The 17,369-nt window shown below is 61.5% G+C and carries 16 protein-coding genes; 9 read left to right on the top strand and 7 right to left on the bottom strand.

Going from position 1 to position 17,369, the window contains the following annotated elements:
- The 9 genes from LY631_RS17805 to LY631_RS17765 all read left to right on the top strand — a co-directional run bounded on the left by LY631_RS17805 (position 1) and on the right by LY631_RS17765 (position 10,457).
- On the top strand, positions 1-1,089 hold the full coding sequence (locus LY631_RS17805) for an ABC transporter ATP-binding protein (protein ID WP_274426942.1): 1,089 nt from the start codon (positions 1-3) through the stop codon (positions 1,087-1,089).
- A gap of 113 nt (positions 1,090-1,202) precedes the next feature.
- A complete protein-coding gene (locus LY631_RS17800) occupies positions 1,203-1,952 on the top strand; it encodes a sugar phosphate isomerase/epimerase family protein (protein ID WP_274426941.1) in 750 nt (249 codons plus the stop codon).
- Positions 1,953-2,068: 116 nt separating this feature from the next.
- Positions 2,069-3,217: a Gfo/Idh/MocA family protein gene (locus LY631_RS17795; protein WP_274426940.1), complete on the top strand. Its 1,149-nt coding sequence runs from the start codon at positions 2,069-2,071 to the stop codon at positions 3,215-3,217.
- Positions 3,218-3,394: 177 nt separating this feature from the next.
- Entirely contained in the window at positions 3,395-4,441 is a 1,047-nt protein-coding gene (gene mgrA, locus LY631_RS17790; RefSeq protein WP_274426939.1) for an L-glyceraldehyde 3-phosphate reductase, read from the top strand.
- On the top strand, positions 4,438-6,045 hold the full coding sequence (locus LY631_RS17785) for a glycoside hydrolase family 43 protein (protein WP_274426938.1): 1,608 nt from the start codon (positions 4,438-4,440) through the stop codon (positions 6,043-6,045). The genes mgrA and LY631_RS17785 overlap by 4 nt, the downstream gene beginning before the upstream one ends.
- Positions 6,042-6,917 (top strand): TolB family protein, encoded by an 876-nt coding sequence (locus LY631_RS17780; protein WP_274426937.1) that lies wholly within the window; start codon positions 6,042-6,044, stop codon positions 6,915-6,917. Before LY631_RS17785 ends, LY631_RS17780 begins: the two co-directional genes overlap by 4 nt.
- Complete coding sequence (locus LY631_RS17775; protein ID WP_274426936.1) at positions 6,910-7,968, top strand: sugar phosphate isomerase/epimerase family protein; 1,059 nt, start codon at positions 6,910-6,912, stop codon at positions 7,966-7,968. The genes LY631_RS17780 and LY631_RS17775 overlap by 8 nt, the downstream gene beginning before the upstream one ends.
- Positions 7,969-7,978: 10 nt before the next feature.
- On the top strand, positions 7,979-9,166 hold the full coding sequence (locus tag LY631_RS17770) for a Gfo/Idh/MocA family protein (RefSeq protein ID WP_274426935.1): 1,188 nt from the start codon (positions 7,979-7,981) through the stop codon (positions 9,164-9,166).
- A gap of 268 nt (positions 9,167-9,434) precedes the next feature.
- The gene (locus LY631_RS17765; protein WP_274426934.1) at positions 9,435-10,457 is read left to right on the top strand and encodes an aldose epimerase family protein; all 1,023 of its coding nucleotides are present in this window, start codon (positions 9,435-9,437) and stop codon (positions 10,455-10,457) included.
- A 63-nt stretch (positions 10,458-10,520) separates the two neighbouring features.
- On the opposite strand, the gene LY631_RS17760 is transcribed toward LY631_RS17765, so the two are convergent.
- The 7 genes from LY631_RS17760 to LY631_RS17730 form a co-directional block, all read right to left on the bottom strand.
- A complete protein-coding gene (locus tag LY631_RS17760) occupies positions 10,521-10,946 on the bottom strand; it encodes a VOC family protein (protein ID WP_274426933.1) in 426 nt (141 codons plus the stop codon).
- 53 nt (positions 10,947-10,999) lie between these two features.
- Positions 11,000-12,394 carry a flippase gene (locus LY631_RS17755; protein WP_274426932.1) on the bottom strand — a complete coding sequence of 465 codons (1,395 nt, stop codon included), beginning with the start codon at positions 12,392-12,394 and terminating at the stop codon, positions 11,000-11,002.
- Positions 12,375-13,592, bottom strand: coding sequence for a carboxylate--amine ligase (locus LY631_RS17750; RefSeq protein WP_274426931.1), 1,218 nt, complete (start codon positions 13,590-13,592; stop codon positions 12,375-12,377). The genes LY631_RS17755 and LY631_RS17750 overlap by 20 nt, the downstream gene beginning before the upstream one ends.
- Positions 13,593-13,908: 316 nt before the next feature.
- Positions 13,909-14,715 carry a 3-methyl-2-oxobutanoate hydroxymethyltransferase gene (locus LY631_RS17745; protein WP_274426930.1) on the bottom strand — a complete coding sequence of 269 codons (807 nt, stop codon included), beginning with the start codon at positions 14,713-14,715 and terminating at the stop codon, positions 13,909-13,911.
- The gene (locus LY631_RS17740) at positions 14,712-15,902 is read right to left on the bottom strand and encodes an NAD(P)/FAD-dependent oxidoreductase (protein WP_274426929.1); all 1,191 of its coding nucleotides are present in this window, start codon (positions 15,900-15,902) and stop codon (positions 14,712-14,714) included. Before LY631_RS17740 ends, LY631_RS17745 begins: the two co-directional genes overlap by 4 nt.
- A 5-nt stretch (positions 15,903-15,907) precedes the next feature.
- Positions 15,908-16,222, bottom strand: coding sequence for a MocE family 2Fe-2S type ferredoxin (locus LY631_RS17735; RefSeq protein ID WP_274426928.1), 315 nt, complete (start codon positions 16,220-16,222; stop codon positions 15,908-15,910).
- A 26-nt stretch (positions 16,223-16,248) separates the two neighbouring features.
- Entirely contained in the window at positions 16,249-17,325 is a 1,077-nt protein-coding gene (locus tag LY631_RS17730; RefSeq protein WP_274426927.1) for a fatty acid desaturase family protein, read from the bottom strand.
- Between the last annotated feature and the right edge of the window lie 44 nt (positions 17,326-17,369).

Below are 17,369 nucleotides of genomic sequence, written 5' to 3'. Positions count from 1 at the left end.
ATGGCCAACGTCTCGGTTAAAGATCTCGACCTGAATTTCGGTGAGATCAAAGTCCTGCAGAACCTGAACATCGATGTCGGCGAGGGCGAATTCCTGGTCCTTCTGGGTTCGTCCGGATGCGGCAAGTCCACGCTCCTCAACTGCATCGCCGGCCTGCTCGACATCAGCGACGGGCAGATTTTCATCGGCGACCGGAATGTGACATGGGAGCAGCCCAAGGACAGGGGCATCGGCATGGTGTTCCAGTCTTATGCGCTTTATCCGCAGATGACGGTGGAAGGAAACCTTGCCTTCGGCCTCAAGAACGCCCGCATGTCGAAGGACGAGATCAAGAAGCGCATCGCGCGCGCTGCGGAATTCCTGCAGATCGAGCCGCTTCTGGGCCGCAAGCCGGCACAGCTTTCCGGCGGTCAGCGCCAGCGCGTGGCCATCGGCCGGGCACTTGTGCGCGATGTGGATGTCTTCCTGTTCGACGAGCCGCTGTCGAACCTGGACGCCAAGCTGCGCGCCGAGCTCAGGGTGGAAATCAAGCGCCTGCATCAGCAGCTCGAAAACACCACCATGATCTACGTCACGCATGACCAGATCGAGGCCATGACGCTGGCCGATCGCATCGCCATTATGCGCGGCGGATCGATTCAGCAGCTTGCCGCTCCGAACACGATCTACAACAAGCCGGTCAATAAGTATGTCGCCGGCTTCATTGGCTCGCCAAGCATCAACTTCATCGATGGCGAAGTCCGGTTCAACAGCGATCCCGTCTTCGTCGCGGGGGATACGAAAATCGATGTGGCGCGGTATGAATTTACCGGCAACGGGCCGAAACCCGGTCCGGTGACCTTCGGCATTCGCCCCGAGCATATCTTTCTGGAACGCGGTGGTGAGGACGAGCCCTTCACCGCCGAAGTGGAGGTGGACGTGGTTGAGCCCATGGGCGCGGACACGCTCGTCTGGTCGCACATGGGCGGCAACGAGCTGCGCTTCCGTGTCGACGGCCAGACCTCACTGTCAAAGGGTGACCGGGTGACGATCGGTTTCGATCCCGCCCGGGCGTCCATCTTCGACGCGGAAACCGAATTGCGTCTGTAAGCATGCGGCGCGCACGGCGCGCGGCTGCTTTCCCTCATTTCACGGCCGCAAATGGCTGTGGGGATTTTATGAGCGGCAGCCCCCGTGGGTGGCCGAATTGTGGAGAGATGTGGATGACCGAATTTTCCTACCAGCTTTATTCCTCTCGAGAGTTTCCGCCCCTTTCCGACACGCTCAGGATGCTCAAGTCCCTGGGCTACGCTCAGGTCGAGGGGTACGGCGGTATTTACGGCGACCTCCCCGCGCTCAAGGCAGCGCTGAGCGAGACCGGGCTTGCGATGGCTTCGGGGCACTTCGGCCTCGACATGCTCGAGCAGGAAACCGACCGAGTCCTTGATATCGCCAGCACTGTCGGCATGAAAGCCGCCTTCTGCCCCTTCCTCATGCCGGATCAGCGTCCGTCGGACGCTGCCGGTTATGCCCGCTTTGGCGAAAGGCTGCAGAAGGCGGGCGAGCCGCTAAGGAAAGCCGGCCTCGTCTTTGGGTGGCATAATCATGATTTCGAGTTCCGCCCGCTGCCCGACGGGGCTATTCCGCAGGCGGAAATGTTTAAGGGCGGGCCGGAGCTTGCCTGGGAGGCGGATATCGCGTGGATCGCGCGCGGCGGTGCCGACCCGATCGAATGGATCGAAAACTACGCGGACCGTATCGTCTCGATCCACGTCAAGGATATCGCACCCGAAGGCGAATGCGTGGACGAGGATGGCTGGGCTGATGTCGGCACTGGCACGATGGATTGGAAAAAGATCATGGATGCCGTGCGTGAGCAGACGAAGGCGCAGCTGTTCGTGATGGAACACGACAAGCCGAACGACCACGAGCGCTTCGCGCGCCGGTCGATCGAGAATGCGAGCAAGTATTAGGACAGAAACGTGGATTTGAACTGCTGGTGAGTGGCGTGCTCAGGCATGGATCTCGGGTCAGGCCCGTGCCTGAGCGTTGCCACCGCCGCCAGCGGCCAAGGTTAAGAGGTATAAACATGTCGAAGAAACTCGGGGTTGGAATCATAGGCTGCGGAAACATTTCCGAAGCCTACATGAAGCTGTCGCCGCTCTTCCGCGGGATTGAGGTCCGCGCCTGCGCTGACATGAACGCTGCGGCTGCCGAAACTCGTGCAAAGGAATTCAATCTGCGCGCCGATACGGTCGAGAACCTGTTGGCTGCCGACGACATAGACATCATCGTTAACCTGACAATTCCCGCGGCCCATTACGAAATATCGAAGAAGGCCATCGAAGCCGGGAAGCATGTCTATTCGGAAAAGCCTTTTGTGCTTACGGTGGAGGAAGGTAAGGCACTTGCCGCGCTTGCTAAGGAAAAGGGTGTGCGGGTCGGCTCCGCGCCCGACACTTTCTTGGGGGGAGCGCACCAGCTCGCCCGCCACATCGTGGATTCGGGTGCTGTCGGTGAGATTGTCAGCGGCACGTGCCACGTCATGAGCCACGGCATGGAGCACTGGCACCCGAACCCGGACTTCTTCTTCAAGCCCGGCGCTGGTCCTGTCCTCGACATTGGCCCTTACTACGTCACCAATCTCATCCAACTCATTGGCCCGGTGAAGCGCGTCGGCGCACTGGCCTCCATTCCGGCCAGGGAGCGGACGATCCTTTCCGAGCCGCGCAAAGGCGAAAAGATCAGCGTCGAGACGCCGACCACCATCCACGCCGTCATGGAATTCGCCAATGGCGCCATCGTCACGCTTGGGGCATCCTGGGACGTATGGCATCACAAGCACGCGAACATGGAGCTTTACGGCGAAAAGGGATCGCTGCACGTTCCCGATCCGAATTTCTTCGGCGGCGAACTCATCGTTACTGACGAAAAGAAGGTGGTGGATACGCCGAAATGGCAGCATCCCCTGAGCGTCGCCAATCAGGAGGGTAAGGACGGCAAGGCCTTGGCCAATTATCGCGCGGCTGGCTTGGCCGACATGGCGCTGGCGATCATTGAAGGCCGCCCGCATCGCTGTTCTCAGGAGATGTCGCTGCACGCGATCGATGTTATGACCTCTATACTGAGATCCGGCGAACTGGGCTCGTTCGTCAACCTGACGACGACCTGCGAGCGGCCGGCCGCTCTCGACATTGAGTCGGCGCGTGAGCTCTTGGAGGAAAAGGAATTCGCTTAAGGGCGGCAACGCAATGATAACGTGGCGTAGACGAAGAAGAGGAAGCGGCGGCGGTTATGCAGGTGCCCCTGTGGGCACTCCGTTCGGCACCTCCCTCGGCAAGGGGGAGGAGGGCGCCCTTCGTTGCACCCGATCCAATCTTGTCCCCGTCCTGAGCTTGTCGAAGGAGGTGCCGGCATGACTTGGCGTCCTGCTGAAGACCGTTATGAACGTATGCAGTATCGCCGCTGCGGGCGCTCTGGGCTTAAGTTGCCGGCGCTCTCGCTGGGCCTATGGCACAATTTCGGCGATGATCGCCCGCACGAGTTGAAGCAGGCGATTTGCCGCAAGGCATTTGATCTGGGCATCACCCATTTCGACCTCGCCAACAATTACGGCCCGCCGCCCGGCTCGGCTGAAAAAGCTTTCGGCGAGATCCTGCGCTCGGATTTTGCCGGCTACCGCGACCAGCTCATCGTCTCCTCGAAAGCTGGCTACGGCATGTGGCCCGGGCCGTACGGCGAGTGGGGCAGCCGCAAATATCTGATTGCAAGCTGCGACCAGAGCCTGAAGAGGCTCGGCCTCGACTATGTCGATATCTTCTATTCCCACCGCTTCGACCCGGAAACGCCGCTCGAAGAAACGATGATGGCGCTCGACCACATCGTGCGCTCGGGCCGGGCGCTCTATGCCGGCATTTCCTCCTACAACGCGCAGCGAACGCGCGAGGCCGCGGCAATCCTGAAGGAGCTGGGCACGCCCTGCCTGATCCACCAGCCGAGCTATTCCATGATCAATCGCTGGGTAGAAGACGACGGGCTTTTGGACGCGCTGGACGATCTGGGCATCGGCTCAATCGTCTTCTCGCCGCTCGCGCAGGGAATGCTCACCGACAAGTATCTCTCCGGCATTCCGGAGGAAAGCCGGGCGGCGCAAGGCAAGTCGCTGCGCAAAGAATTCCTGAACGAAAAGAACGTGGAGAACATCCGCGGGCTGAACGAGATCGCCAAGCGCCGCGGCCAGAGCCTCGCGCAGATGGCCCTTGCCTGGGTGCTGCGCGGCGGACGTGTAACCACGGCTCTCATCGGCGCCAGCCGGCCGGAGCAGGTTGAAGAGTGCGTCGGCGCGCTGGAAAACCCCGACTTTTCCGATGAGGAACTGGCCGAAATCGACAAGTTTGCGCGCGATGCCGACATCAATCTCTGGGCGGCTTCTGCCGAACGTAAAGGACCGCCGCGGAAATGATCGTCAATCCCATCCTGCCCGGTTTCAATCCCGATCCCTCCATATGCAGGGTGGGTGAGGACTACTATATCGCGACCTCCACCTTCGAGTGGTTCCCTGGCGTACAGATTCATCACTCTCGCGATCTGGTGAACTGGCGGTTGGCAAAGCGGCCGCTCGACCGCGCCAGCCAGCTCGACATGCGCGGCAATCCCGATTCCGGCGGCATCTGGGCCCCGTGCCTCTCCTATGCGGATGGGCTGTTCTGGCTGGTCTATACGGACGTGAAGCGGATCGACGGCAACTTCAAGGACGCGCACAATTACATCGTCACCGCACCTTCCATCGAGGGCCCCTGGTCCGACCCGGTCTATGTGAATTCCTCCGGCTTTGACCCTTCGCTCTTCCACGATGACGATGGCCGCAAATGGTTCCTCAACATGGTCTGGAACCATCGCTCCAATTCCGTAGGCGGCCAGCCAAAGCACCCGGCCTTCGCCGGCATCCTCTTGCAGGAATATGACGCCGAGGCAGGCAAGCTGATCGGCGAGGTGAAGAACGTCTTCGCCGGCAGCCCGCACGGGCTGGTCGAAGGCCCCCATCTCTTCAAGCGCGATGGCTGGTACTACATGACCGTCGCCGAGGGCGGAACGGGCTATAGCCACGCCGTCACCATGGCGCGTTCGCGACAGATCGACGGGCCATATGAGTTGCACCCGGACGTGTATCTCTTCACATCGAAGGACACGCCGAACGCCACCTTGCAGCGCGCGGGGCATGGCCAGATCGTCGAGACGCCCGAGGGTGCCATCTATCACACCCACCTCTGTTCGCGCCCGCTGCCGGGCACGCGCCGCTCGCCTCTCGGCCGCGAAACGGCGATCCAGAAATGCGTCTGGAAGGAGGATGGCTGGCCTTATCCCGAAACGGGAAGTCCCGTGCCGGAGGTCCGTGTGCCAGCGCCAACCGAGGCCGAACCCGCGCCGCCGCAAGCGAAAGAGCACGTCTTCAACGGCAATACCTTGCCGGAAGAGTTCCAATGGCTGCGCACGCCACACCCCGAGCGCATCTTCACATTCACCGGTTCTGCGCTGCGGCTGATCGGACGGGAATCCATCGGAAGCTGGTTCGAGCAGGCACTTGTCGCCCGCCGGCAGGAGCATTTCTCCTACCGCGCGGAAACCGAGCTCGACTTCCAGCCGACGACCTATCAGCAGGTGGCGGGGCTAACCGCCTATTACAATCGCCACAAGTTTCACTTCCTGGCCGTCACCTGGCACGAGGAACTGGGCCGTGTGCTAACCATTCTGAGCTGCCCGGGCGACTGGCCGGACGGGCGGCTCTCATTCCCGCTCGAGGAACCGGTGAAGCTACCGGAAGAAGGCCGGATCGGCCTGGCTGTGGAGGTCAGGGAAGCCGAACTGCAGTTCTTCTACAAAACCGATGGTGGCTGGCAGCCGGTCGGTCCGGTGCTGGACGCCAGCGTGATTTCCGATGAGGGCGGGCGCGGGGAGCACGGCTCCTTCACCGGCGCGTTCGTAGGCATGGTCTGCTTCGATACCAGCGGGTCCGCCATTCCCGCCGATTTCACGCGCTTCGCCTATCATCCGGAGACCGACGGATGACGAGCTTCCTGGAAGTCTATGACTGCCGCAGCGGGCAGTCCCGTGAGCTCTATCGAACACACGATTCGGGAGAGGTGCCGTCGCTCATAGAGGCCCCGAACTGGTCGCCGGACGGACGTTTTCTGGTCTTCAACGGCGGCGGGCTGCTTTACCGGCTGGACCTTGAGGAGGGTGCAGAGCCACGGCAGATCGATACCGGCTTCGCCGTCAACTGTAACAACGACCATGGCATTTCGCCTGATGGCTCGACGCTTGTCATCAGCGACAAGACCGAAACCTGCCAGTCCTGCATCTATACGCTCTCCGTCGAGGGGGGGACGCCCCGGCGCGTGACGGAAAACGTCCCGTCTTGGTGGCATGGCTGGTCGCCGGACGGGAAACGCCTCGCCTATACGGCAAAGCGGGATGACGAATTCGCCATCTACACCATTCCCGTAGAAGGCGGACCGGAAACGCGGGTGACCGACGGAAAGGGGCACAATGACGGGCCGGATTACACGCCGGACGGCGAGTGGATCTGGTTCAACTCCAGCCGTGGCGGAGCCATGCAGCTTTGGCGCGTGCGCGTGGACGGCAGCGGGCTTGAGCAGATGACCGATGATCAGCGGGTGAACTGGTTCCCGCATCCTTCGCCCGATGGCCGCTCGGTGCTCTATCTATCCTACGCGCCGGGCGTCGAGGGACACCCGCGCGACCACGAAGTGGAATTGCGCCTCATGGATATCAACGGCGGCAATGCCCGCACGCTGGTGAAACTCTTCGGCGGCCAAGGCTCGATCAACGTGCCGTGCTGGGCGCCAGATGGAAGCGCGTTCGCCTATATCCGCTATGCACGCCCAGACGAAATTCAAAGGGAGACTGACAATGCCTAAAACAATGAGGGGAGCGGGTATTTTCCTGGCTCAGTTCGCCGGCGACGAGGCCCCGTTCAACACACTGCCGAACATTGCCCGTTGGGCGGCCGGCCACGGCTATCAAGGTATCCAGATTCCCTCCTGGGACGGCCGGTTGTTCGATCTCGCCAAGGCGGCTGAATCCAAGGACTATTGCGATGAGGTGAAGGGCATCTGCAAGGAGGCCGGCGTGGAAGTCACCGAGCTTTCCACGCACCTCATTGGCCAACTCGTCGCCGTCCATCCGGCCTATGACATTCCCTTCGACGGATTCGCGCCGGAAAAGGTGCACAACAATCCGAAAGCGCGCCAGGAATGGGCCGTCGAAAACATGCTGCTCGCGGCCAAGGCCTCGCGCAATATGGGCCTGGATGTCAGCGTGTCCTTCTCGGGCGCACTGGCTTTCCCCTATCTCTATCCTTGGCCGCAGCGCCCGGAGGGCTTGATTGACGAGGCGTTCACCGAGCTTGCCCGCCGCTGGAAGCCGATCTTCGATGCCTACGAGGATTCCGGTGTGGATGTCGCGTTCGAGCTGCACCCCGGCGAGGATCTGTTCGACGGCGCCACCTTCGAGATGTTCCTCGACAAGGTGGATGGCCACAAGCGCTGCATGATCAACTACGATCCTTCGCACTTCCTGCTGCAGCAACTTGATTATCTGGCCTTCATCGACATCTATCACGAGCGCATTTCAGCCTTCCACGTGAAGGATGCCGAGTTCAATCCCGACGGCCGCCAGGGCGTGTATTCGGGCTATCAGGGCTGGGTGAACCGCGCCGGCCGTTTCCGCTCGCTGGGCGACGGGCAGGTGGACTTCAGCGGCATCTTTTCCAAGCTCGCGCAGTACGACTATGACGGCTGGGCAGTGCTGGAATGGGAATGCGCGCTGAAACACCCCGAGCAGGGAGCGGCCGAGGGTGCGCCTTTTATCGATCATCACATCATCCAGGTGACCGAGAAGGCGTTCGACGACTTCGCCGGCGGCGAGACCGATACGGCCAAGCTGCGCAAGATGCTCGGGCTGGGATAAGGAGAGAAAAATGGTTTCAGCATCCGCGACTTCATCCGCCACAAGCCCGATCCGCCTCGGCATGGTGGGCGGCGGGCAGGGCGCCTTCATCGGTGCGGTTCACCGTATGGCCGCGCGTCTCGACGGGCACTACACGGTGGTGGCCGGCGCGCTTTCCTCCGATCCCGAACGGGCAAAGGCTTCGGCCGCCGAGATCGGCCTCGACCCCGAGCGCTCCTATGGCAGCTTTCAGGAAATGGCCGAGAAAGAGGCCGCCCGCGAGGATGGCATCGAGGCCGTCAGCATCGTCACGCCCAACCATATGCACTATCCGGCGGCGAAGGCCTTTCTGGACGCCGGCATTCACGTCATCTGCGACAAGCCGCTGACCTCCAGCCTGGACGACGCGAAAGCACTGGCGGAGACGGTGAAGACGAGCGGCAAGCTCTTCGTGCTGACGCATAATTATTCCGGCTATCCGATGATCCGCCACGCCCGGCAGATGGTCGAGGACGGCACGCTCGGCGACATCATCCTCGTGCAGGCGGAATACCCGCAGGACTGGCTGGCCGAACCCATCGAGGAGACCGGCCAGAAACAGGCCTCCTGGCGCACGGATCCTGCGCGTTCCGGTGCGGGCGGGGCCATTGGCGATATCGGCACGCATGCCTATCAGCTTGCCACCTTCATCACGGGTCTGCAGGCTGAAAGCGTGGCGGCCGATCTCGACAGCTTCGTGCCGGGACGGCGGCTGGACGACAACGGGCATATTATGATGCGCTTTCCCGAGCGCGGTGGCCGGCGGCCCAAGGGCACTGTCTGGGTGAGTCAGGTAGCACCCGGAAACGAGAACGGGCTGAAGCTGCGCGTTTACGGCACCAAGGGCGGCATCGAATGGGTGCAGGCCGATCCGAATTACCTCTGGTACACCCCCCTGGGTGAGCCCAAGCGCTTGATCACGCGTGCCGGGGCAGGGGCCAATGAGGCGGCGGCGGCAGTCTCGCGCATTCCTGGTGGCCATCCGGAAGGCTATCTTGAGGCCTTCGCCACGCTTTACACGGAAGCAGCAGGCGCCATTCGTCAGATGCGCGAGGGCAAGCAGCCGGAAGGTCTCGTCCTTCCGACCGTGGAGGACGGTGTTCACGGCATGCGCTTTATCCAGGCGTGCGTGAACTCCTCGCAGGCCGATGCCGCCTGGACGCGGCTCGACGCGGTGTGACCGAGTAGGGGAAGGGTGTGTTACCCCCTCGCGCAAACACTTGGGCTTGGCTGCGCTCAAGTCTAAGTGTTTGCTTTTTCTCTTCCTAGCGGAGAGATATCGCTTGCATCGCTCTCACCGCTGGTCGCCAGTGTTGGCGGTGCTGGGGCACCCACCTGTTCTCTTGTGGGAGAAAAAGCGGTTCCAACATCTTAGCTGGAGCGCAGCGGAAGCTAAGTGTTAGTTACGCCAAAGAGGGGTGAATCCACCCGGAAACCAGGGAGACAACATGGCGAGCGAACCGAGACGGATCGGCACATTCGACGGACGTAATGTGTTGGAGACGACGCTGGAAAGCGAAACCGGCGTGCGCATCTCCATCATGAGCTATGCGGCGGCGATCCGCGACTGGCAAGTGCCGGTTGGAAACGGGATGCGCTCGGTCGTTCTCGGGTTCGACCGTTTCGAGACCTATCCGGGATACAGCCCCTATTTCGGGGCGATAGCCGGTCGCATGGCAAATCGCGTTGGCGGCGCGCGTTTCACCCTGAACGAAAAAGAATACCGCCTTCCGGCAAACGAGGGCGAAAACCATCTGCACGGCGGGCCGAAGGGCATCGGCAAGCAGGTCTGGCGTATGGAACCCTTGGCCGGTGAGGAGGGCGTGCGCCTACGGCTTACCAGCCCCGACGGTGAAATGGGGTACCCGGGCCGGCTCGACATTTCAGTCACCTACAGGCTTGTAGGCAACCGCCTGCGCATCGATTTTGCGGCCGAGACGGATGCACCGACCCCAGTCAACATTGCCCAACACAACTACTTCAATCTGATGGGCGATGGTGATATCCGCGATCACACGCTGCAGGCGGCGGCAAATGCCTATACGGTGACCGGTGAGGATCTCATCCCCACGGGCGAGATCCGGCCGGTGGCCGGCAGCCATCTTGATTTCAATAATCCTCGCGAACTGAAGAACGAGGCCGGCGAGCCCATTGCCTACGACAACAATCTGGTTCTGAATACGGACCGCGATCCTTCCGCTCCTGTGGCAACCGTCACCGCGCCCGACAACTCGTTGATGCTGACCCTGAAAACCGATCAGCCGGGACTGCAGGTCTATACCAGCGACAAGCTGAATGTCACCGTTCCCGGCCTGGGTGGGCGGCGCTATCCGCGCTTCGGTGGTCTATGCCTGGAGGACCAGAACTTTCCCGACGCCATCAACCACCCGCACTTTCCCTCGCCCGTGATCACGCCCGAGCGGCCATACAGCCACTGGTGCGAGATCGAGATCGGAGCCCCTCATGGTTAGTTTGGCCCATTTTACCAATTGAATTCGGCTTGCGTCCCATCGCGGACGGCGGATGACAATTGATCAAGCAGTCTCGCTTGGGGGAATATCGGAGAACGCCGCGCAATAGAGAAAACAGAGCTTGTTGCCCTCGGGATCGCGGACATAAGCAGCATAAAAATCATCGCTGTAGATCGGGCGATCGCCAGGCCCGCCCTCATCTGATCCGCCGTTCGCGAGTGCCGTTCGCCATGCGGCATCTACCGCCTCGGGCGAGCTGCACATGAAGCTTACCTGCACCCCGTTTCCCGCTGAGGCGGGCTTGCCATTAAGCGGCGCGCGAAGGGCAAACTGCGGCCATCGCTGCCGATCTTTCTGCCATATGACGCCGGCAGGGCTAACGGATTGAAGAGAAGTTGTCCGGTCCAATCCGATGCGAGCTAGCACCGCATCGTAGAACGCGACCATCCTCCCCAAGTCGTTCGCACCGATCATCACATGGCTGAACATTGATCATCCGGCCTCTTGCTGCGCCCCACCCCGCAGGGATTATAAATACGTCCTCATCCTCGCCTTTTGGCAAAAATCCATGGCCAAAAGCCGAGGCGCGCGCGAACGATGACGGCCAGCGTAATGCTGAAACCGACTGTCGAGATCGCCGTTGCGACCGCAGCGCCGATAGCGCCCAGCCGCGGGATCAGGACCACATTCATCGCTATGTTGGCCAGCGCCGACACAGCCATTACCACCGAGAGGGACTTCTGCAATCCGGTCATGGCCATGGCGAAGCGAACCGGACCGATGGCAGCCTGGACGACAAGGCCGGACAACAGGATGACCAGCACAGGATAGCCGCTGGTGAAGTCGGGTCCAAACAGGTGCAAAACCTGCTTTCCCAGGACAACAAGAAAGATGGCACATGCCAGGGTTGGCAAAAAGCTCCACAACGCGAACTGACGCGAGAGATCGGCAATCCTTCCATTGTCTCCGTTGGTATGAGCCTGAGCGAACGGCCTGGCGGCGGCCGAACCTGCCGCCATTTGAAAGAAGAAAACAAGTGCGGCGATCTTGGCGGCCGCGAAATAGACCGCGATTTCGGCATCTGAGACGAAGGCCTTCAGGATGACGATATCGGTATGTGAAATAATGAGGTAATAGGCATCCACGAAGACGAGAGGGGCCGACGTTGCAAGCCAATAGCGGCCGTGGGTGGTGTGCATCCGACCCGTCGACGTATCTTTGGTGCGGCGCGCGATACGCAGCCACTGGAGACCGAGAGTCGTAAGCAATGCTACCAGAGAGATGATCATCAAGGTTTCCGGTCGCACCGTAACACCTGCCACGACCACTAGAAGGGTGAGCGTGATAATGACCAGGGGGCGCTCCAGAAAGCTTGGCGAATAGGCAAGCACATTCCAACCAAAGCCGCGGGCCACGCCCCTGAGCATTTCACCCATGGCAAAGACGGGGATACATGCTGCCGCGACGACGAGGGGCGCAAAGTCCGGCGAGGCATACCACTCCCCGATGACCAGGGCCGTGACCGCCATGAAGGCCGCAGCCACCAGACAGCCGAACAGGAAGACAAAAATGCTGGCGAAGCGCGTAAAGCTTTGTGCGCGGCGCAATCGGTGCTTCTCAACATACTGCGCGACGAAACGCGTCGCCGATGTGCTCAGACCCAGATGCGACAAGGTCCCCAGGATGATGACCCAGGTCCAGGCGAAGGAGAACAGCCCGTAACCCTGAGTGCCGAGCAACCTGGCGAAAAAGATGTGACTGAGAAATCCGACGCCGGCTCCGCCCGTTCGGACCGCCAGCGTGACAAAAGCAGCCACGGAGTTGGCATCGCTCAAGCGCGCGAAAAGCTTTCGCACATGCTTCGCCGCACTTGCGAAAGCGGTTGGCTTGGCCGGTGGCTTGTCCGGCTTGTCAGCCTCAACTCTGAGGGGTGACATTCCGGCTTTCCGGTAGCTTCTGCTTGCGTTGATTGATGCGGCCGACCAGGACCCGGGGGAGAGCGGTGATTTCTCGGAAGCCGGGTGCGAAGTCCTTCCGGTCGAAGCTGTCAAAGCAAAGATTCCGCGGTCCCAGCCCCACCCCTTTCAAGGCTGCCATGCCGATATCGGTGAAACTTGACCAGATGCCTTTCCAGCGACGCCCTTCGCTCCTGAACAGATGATCGTAGACGCTGTTGACGAGATTTTGTGCCTGGCAACCGATACGGTAATCCGGCTGTTTGGGCTGTTTGCCTTTAACCAGCATCTCGTAGAGCATGCACGGGAAATCCACGCCGGCAAATATGGCCAGGGGCAGCGAACCCCAGAATCTGGGGTTGACCTCCACCAGTATGGCCTCGCCCGTTACCCGATCGCGCCTGAATTCGAACATCGCAACACCATTCAGCACGGTTCGTTGGGCCAAACTGCGGCAGGCCTCCAACAGCTGTGGATCGAGCTGTTCGCTGATGCGTATCGAACTTCCGCCTCCGCCGGCCGGCTCCAGCAGTCTGGCATGTTGGAAAGCAATCAGCACAGTCCCTTTACTGGCCAGCACCGACACACCAACGCCCTGTCCTTTGCCGGAAGGTGGGAAGTAACCCTCGACGAGGTGAGGCTCGGCCGGATCCAGGTCCGCAAGGGCTGCGCTAAGCTGCTCGGGCTTGCGGGCAATGGAGACCTTGCTGCGGTAGTCGAGTGACTCGATGCGATAGGATGCCGTATTCTTGATGACGATGGGCAGATCGAACTCGTCGATCAGGTTGTCGGCATTGTCGCTCGTACGCAGCAAACGGCCGGGCGCAACGGGCACGTTGCATGCAAGAGCAAGCGATTTGGTTTCGGCCTTGTCAATGAAGGCAGCAAGCGCCTGTCGCCCCGGATGAGCAATCTGCCCGGGTTCGAACAGGTCCTCATACTTCACCAACGGCAAGAGAGAGCGCTCGCACATCGGAACGATCAGGTCATAGCCTCGGCGCTTGACGATTTCCGCAGTTTCCTCGGCCCACCGGCGGGGATCCTGGGAAGGATGCGGCAAGTAATGAATGTTGCTGATGTAGCGCGAGTGCAAAGCCGGCGATTTCCAGTCGAACGGCGCAACGTCGATCTCAAGGCCGGCTTTGCCGAGTGAGCGAACAGTCGCGAGGAACGCGCGCATGTCATCGCCAATCAGCAGAACTCGACCGGAAGGGCTTTCCGGGACGAGATGGGGGTTATGAAGGGCCATTGACCAAAGCTATTCCACCAGAGACATCCGCGCGACTCTTCACCTCGCGTCCTGAATGCTTCTTTGTAAGTTGGTTAACCATGCGGGCATCGTCGGTGCTTGAGGGTCGATATCGACTCGTATAAGGAGGGCGGCATGTCCAGTTGGTAAACAAGCCGCCGATTTTTGAAAGAATCGTGCGAGGAAGGGCGATACAGCGATTTGGCCCAGCCTGGAAAGCCCTGTCTCCGAACGGATTCGGAAACGCTCAAGTGTTGTGGCGGCACCAATCGCGGAAACTGGCGAGCACTTCAGCTTCCGCCTCTACCTTGTGTCCGGCCTGCGGATAGCCGCCGGAGCGTACGTCTTCGGCGAATTCGCGGTAGGCGTTGACGCGCTCCTCCTGCAGCCGGGCGTATTCGGCCGCGAAGTTGCGGTAGGTTTTGGCGTGTCGCGGCACGTGCCCGGTATTGGCGCCGAGCACGTCGCCGGAGAATAGGTATTGCGCATCGCAGCCCGCACCCGCGCCCATGGAGATCATGAAAAGCGACGTGCGGCTTGCGATTTCCGTGGCGATGGCCTCGGGCACCACCTCGATTTCCGCCGCAAAGGCGCCGCCTTCCTCCAGCGCTTTGACTTGGCGCCAGACGAGCTGCGCAGTCTCTAGCGTCTTGCCGACCGCCTTGAAGCCGCCCGTCCATGTGGCCTTGGAGGGGATGAGGCCGACGTGGCCGCACACGGGGATGCCTTCTCCGGCAAGCCGGCGGATGGTGCCTGTGCCGGCCGAGCAATAGATGGCGTCCGCGCCCGCCTTGTAGAGCGGGAATGCCCAGTGGATGAAATCGTCTGGCGTGCCGATCTCGAAGAAGTTGTCGCCGGGAATGGCAAAGACGGTGGGAGCGGCGTCGCGGAAAGCGGAGTCGAGGATCAACGCTGGCGGCACGGAGACCATATCGATGCGGGCACGCTCGGCGGCCTCGGCTTCCTCAAGCGTTTCCACACGCAACATGACAAGCTGGCGCTTGCCCTTCAGCGCGCGCAGATCCGCAACTGTCATCCGGTTCGGCCGCTTCATGCCGGTATCCCCTTCAAAAGCTTTTTCAGATTGACTGCCGGGTCGGCGAGCTGCGCGGGATCCGGCCTGATGCCCTTTTCCATCATCATTTCGGCAAGGCGGATGTTCTTGGCCACGGCATTGCCGATGCCGACGCCGCTGGCCGAGACGAGACGTCCGTCCGCTCCGAACTGGAACAGGATGAAGGCGTCGTCGAGAGTGCGGCGCACATGACCGAGCGACGGATCGGGAATGCCGGCCACCTGCAGCGTGAGATCGTACTGATCGGACCAGAACCACGGCACGCGGGTGTAACGGTCCTTTCTGCCCAGCATCGTATGCGCGGCGTGCGTCCCTTGGTCCTGGGCGCAGCGCCAGCTTTCAAGCCTCACGCGCTCTCCATTGTAAGGAAAAGAGCAGCAGTCGCCGGCGGCGAAGATGTGCGGGTCACTCGTGGCTAGCCGGCCATCGACAACGATGCCGTTGGCCACCTCGAGCCCGGCTTCTGCCGCAAGCTGCGTCTCCGGCTCCGCGCCGACACCGGCCACCACCATGTGAGCCTCGATCTCGCGCCCGTCGGCGAGCGTGAGACCGTCGGGCCGCACCGCGGTCACACCTGCGCCGAGGATCAATTCGACACCCTCGGCCCGATGCCGCTCAGCGACCGTTTCGGCGATCTCCGCCGGCACGATGCGCGCCATCAACCGGTCTGCCGCCTCCACCACGGTGACCCCGACTCTCAACTTGCGAGCGGTGGCGGCAAGCTCCAGCCCGATGAAGCCGCCGCCAATGATCGTAAGCCTGACGCCTGGCCGGACCGCGCCGAGTATGGCTCGCGCGTCGTCCAGACTGCGCAGAGTGAATGCGGCCTCCATGCCGAGGGGACGGCGCGCGCGGGCGCCGGTGGCGATCAGAAGCTTGTCGTAGGAAAAGGTTTCGCCCGTCGACAGCCGCACGCGCTTGCCAGCACGGTCGATGCTTTCGACGCGGCTGCCACGCATGAGCTCGATGTCCGCCTCACCGTAGCGGGCCTCTTCTGCGATGAGCTTCGGAGTTGTCGAAGCCGTCTTTGAAAGGGGCGGGCGCTCATAGGGCAGATGCGGCTCCTCGCCGATGAGCCGGATGCCGCCCTCGTGGCCGGTCTCGCGCAGGGCGAAGGCAGCGCGCACTCCGCATTCGCCGGCGCCGATGATGAGGATATCGCCCATGGCGCTCACGCCACGTCGATGAAGACGCGGTCGTCCTCGACTTTGACCGGATAGGTCTTCAGGTTGACGCAGACGGGCGCGCCCTGGGCCTCGCCGGTGCGGTAGTCGAAGCGGCCGTTATGCTTGGGACATTCGATGATGTAGTCCATCACCAGCCCGTCGGCGAGAAACGCATGCTCGTGCGTGCAGATGCCATCGGTCGCGAAGAACTCGTCATTCGGGCTGCGATAGACTGCAAAGACCTTGCCGTCATGGTCAAAGCGGATGAGATCCTCCTCCTCCACATCGTCGACGGCGCATGCATCCACCCATTGGGACATGTCTTGCCTCCCCTTGGTTTTTGTTTCTATTCGGCCGCCTCAGGCGCCACATCGTGGAACTCGGCCCGGTAGGGCCTTGCTGTCGGGGGCAGTTCACGTTTGATGAAGTAATCCTCGTAGCGAAGCTGGCGCAGGAAGGCAGGCAGCATCTCCCGGTAACCATCGAGGATCGACATACTCGGCGCCGGCAGGTCATGCCTGATCATTTCATGCAGCCTGGGCAGCGCGTGATAGGGCACCATCGGGAACATGTGGTGCTCCACGTGATAGTTCATGTTCCAGTAGATGAAGCGGCTGACCGGGTTCATGTAGACCGTGCGGCTGTTGAGCCGATGATCGGTCACGTCCTCGGCAAGCCCGCCGTGTTGCAGAAGCCCCGTCATCACATGATGCCAGGCGCCGTAAAGGCGCGGACCGCCGATGATGAGGAACGGCAGGATAGAACCGGTGTAGACGGCGGTCGCCCCCGTGGCGACATAGATGGTCACCCAGATGCGGGCCACGAAGATCGCCTTCGATTGCTCCTGCTCGGGGATGAAAGTCTTCTCCTCCGCACTGACGACGCCGGCCGCATTGCGCACCATGTCGACCATGGCGTGCCAGACATCGAGAATGCCGAAAAAGTTGAGTGTCAGGCGCAGCAGATCCGGCGGGCGCATGACGGCGATCTCCGGATCGCGCCCGACGATGATCGTGTCGGTGTGATGCCGCGCGTGGCTCCAGCGCCAGGTGACGGGATTGCGCATCATGAAGAACGATGCGATCTGGTAGACCGCATCGTTCATCCAGCGTGTCTTGAAGGCAGTGCCGTGGCCGCATTCGTGCCAGCGCGAGTCGCCGGCCGAACCGTAGAGTACGCCGTAGGCGAGGAAGAAGGGGGCAGACCAAAGCGACGGCCACAGCCAGACGGCCGTACCGGCCAGTACGATCATCGAGCCGAGCCAGATAACCGTGTCGCGGATGGCTGGACCATCGCTGCGCCTCATCAGCGCCTTCATCTCCTTGCGTGAGACGTCCGTATGATACCATTCCGCCGAGGCGAGGCCAGTTTCGACTGCACGGTGGGCGTTCGGTCCGATAAGGCTGTAATCGCGTTTGGCCATATCAACACCTCCTCCAAGTCGCCCAGCATGCTATGCGCGGGGAA

The sequence above is a fragment of the Chelativorans sp. YIM 93263 genome, assembly GCF_028767125.1.
GTDB lineage: Bacteria > Pseudomonadota > Alphaproteobacteria > Rhizobiales > Rhizobiaceae > Chelativorans.
This window is presented reverse-complemented; position numbering and strand designations above follow the sequence as displayed.

Coding starts and splice junctions, on each gene's coding strand:
- LY631_RS17805 (WP_274426942.1), top strand. CDS start 1: ATGGCCAACGTCTCGGTTAAAGATCTCGACCTGAATTTCGGTGAGATC.
- LY631_RS17800 (WP_274426941.1), top strand. CDS start 1,203: ATGACCGAATTTTCCTACCAGCTTTATTCCTCTCGAGAGTTTCCGCCC.
- LY631_RS17795 (WP_274426940.1), top strand. CDS start 2,069: ATGTCGAAGAAACTCGGGGTTGGAATCATAGGCTGCGGAAACATTTCC.
- mgrA (WP_274426939.1), top strand. CDS start 3,395: ATGACTTGGCGTCCTGCTGAAGACCGTTATGAACGTATGCAGTATCGC.
- LY631_RS17785 (WP_274426938.1), top strand. CDS start 4,438: ATGATCGTCAATCCCATCCTGCCCGGTTTCAATCCCGATCCCTCCATA.
- LY631_RS17780 (WP_274426937.1), top strand. CDS start 6,042: ATGACGAGCTTCCTGGAAGTCTATGACTGCCGCAGCGGGCAGTCCCGT.
- LY631_RS17775 (WP_274426936.1), top strand. CDS start 6,910: ATGCCTAAAACAATGAGGGGAGCGGGTATTTTCCTGGCTCAGTTCGCC.
- LY631_RS17770 (WP_274426935.1), top strand. CDS start 7,979: ATGGTTTCAGCATCCGCGACTTCATCCGCCACAAGCCCGATCCGCCTC.
- LY631_RS17765 (WP_274426934.1), top strand. CDS start 9,435: ATGGCGAGCGAACCGAGACGGATCGGCACATTCGACGGACGTAATGTG.
- LY631_RS17760 (WP_274426933.1), bottom strand. CDS start 10,946: ATGTTCAGCCATGTGATGATCGGTGCGAACGACTTGGGGAGGATGGTC.
- LY631_RS17755 (WP_274426932.1), bottom strand. CDS start 12,394: ATGTCACCCCTCAGAGTTGAGGCTGACAAGCCGGACAAGCCACCGGCC.
- LY631_RS17750 (WP_274426931.1), bottom strand. CDS start 13,592: ATGCGCGCGTTCCTCGCGACTGTTCGCTCACTCGGCAAAGCCGGCCTT.
- LY631_RS17745 (WP_274426930.1), bottom strand. CDS start 14,715: ATGAAGCGGCCGAACCGGATGACAGTTGCGGATCTGCGCGCGCTGAAG.
- LY631_RS17740 (WP_274426929.1), bottom strand. CDS start 15,902: ATGGGCGATATCCTCATCATCGGCGCCGGCGAATGCGGAGTGCGCGCT.
- LY631_RS17735 (WP_274426928.1), bottom strand. CDS start 16,222: ATGTCCCAATGGGTGGATGCATGCGCCGTCGACGATGTGGAGGAGGAG.
- LY631_RS17730 (WP_274426927.1), bottom strand. CDS start 17,325: ATGGCCAAACGCGATTACAGCCTTATCGGACCGAACGCCCACCGTGCA.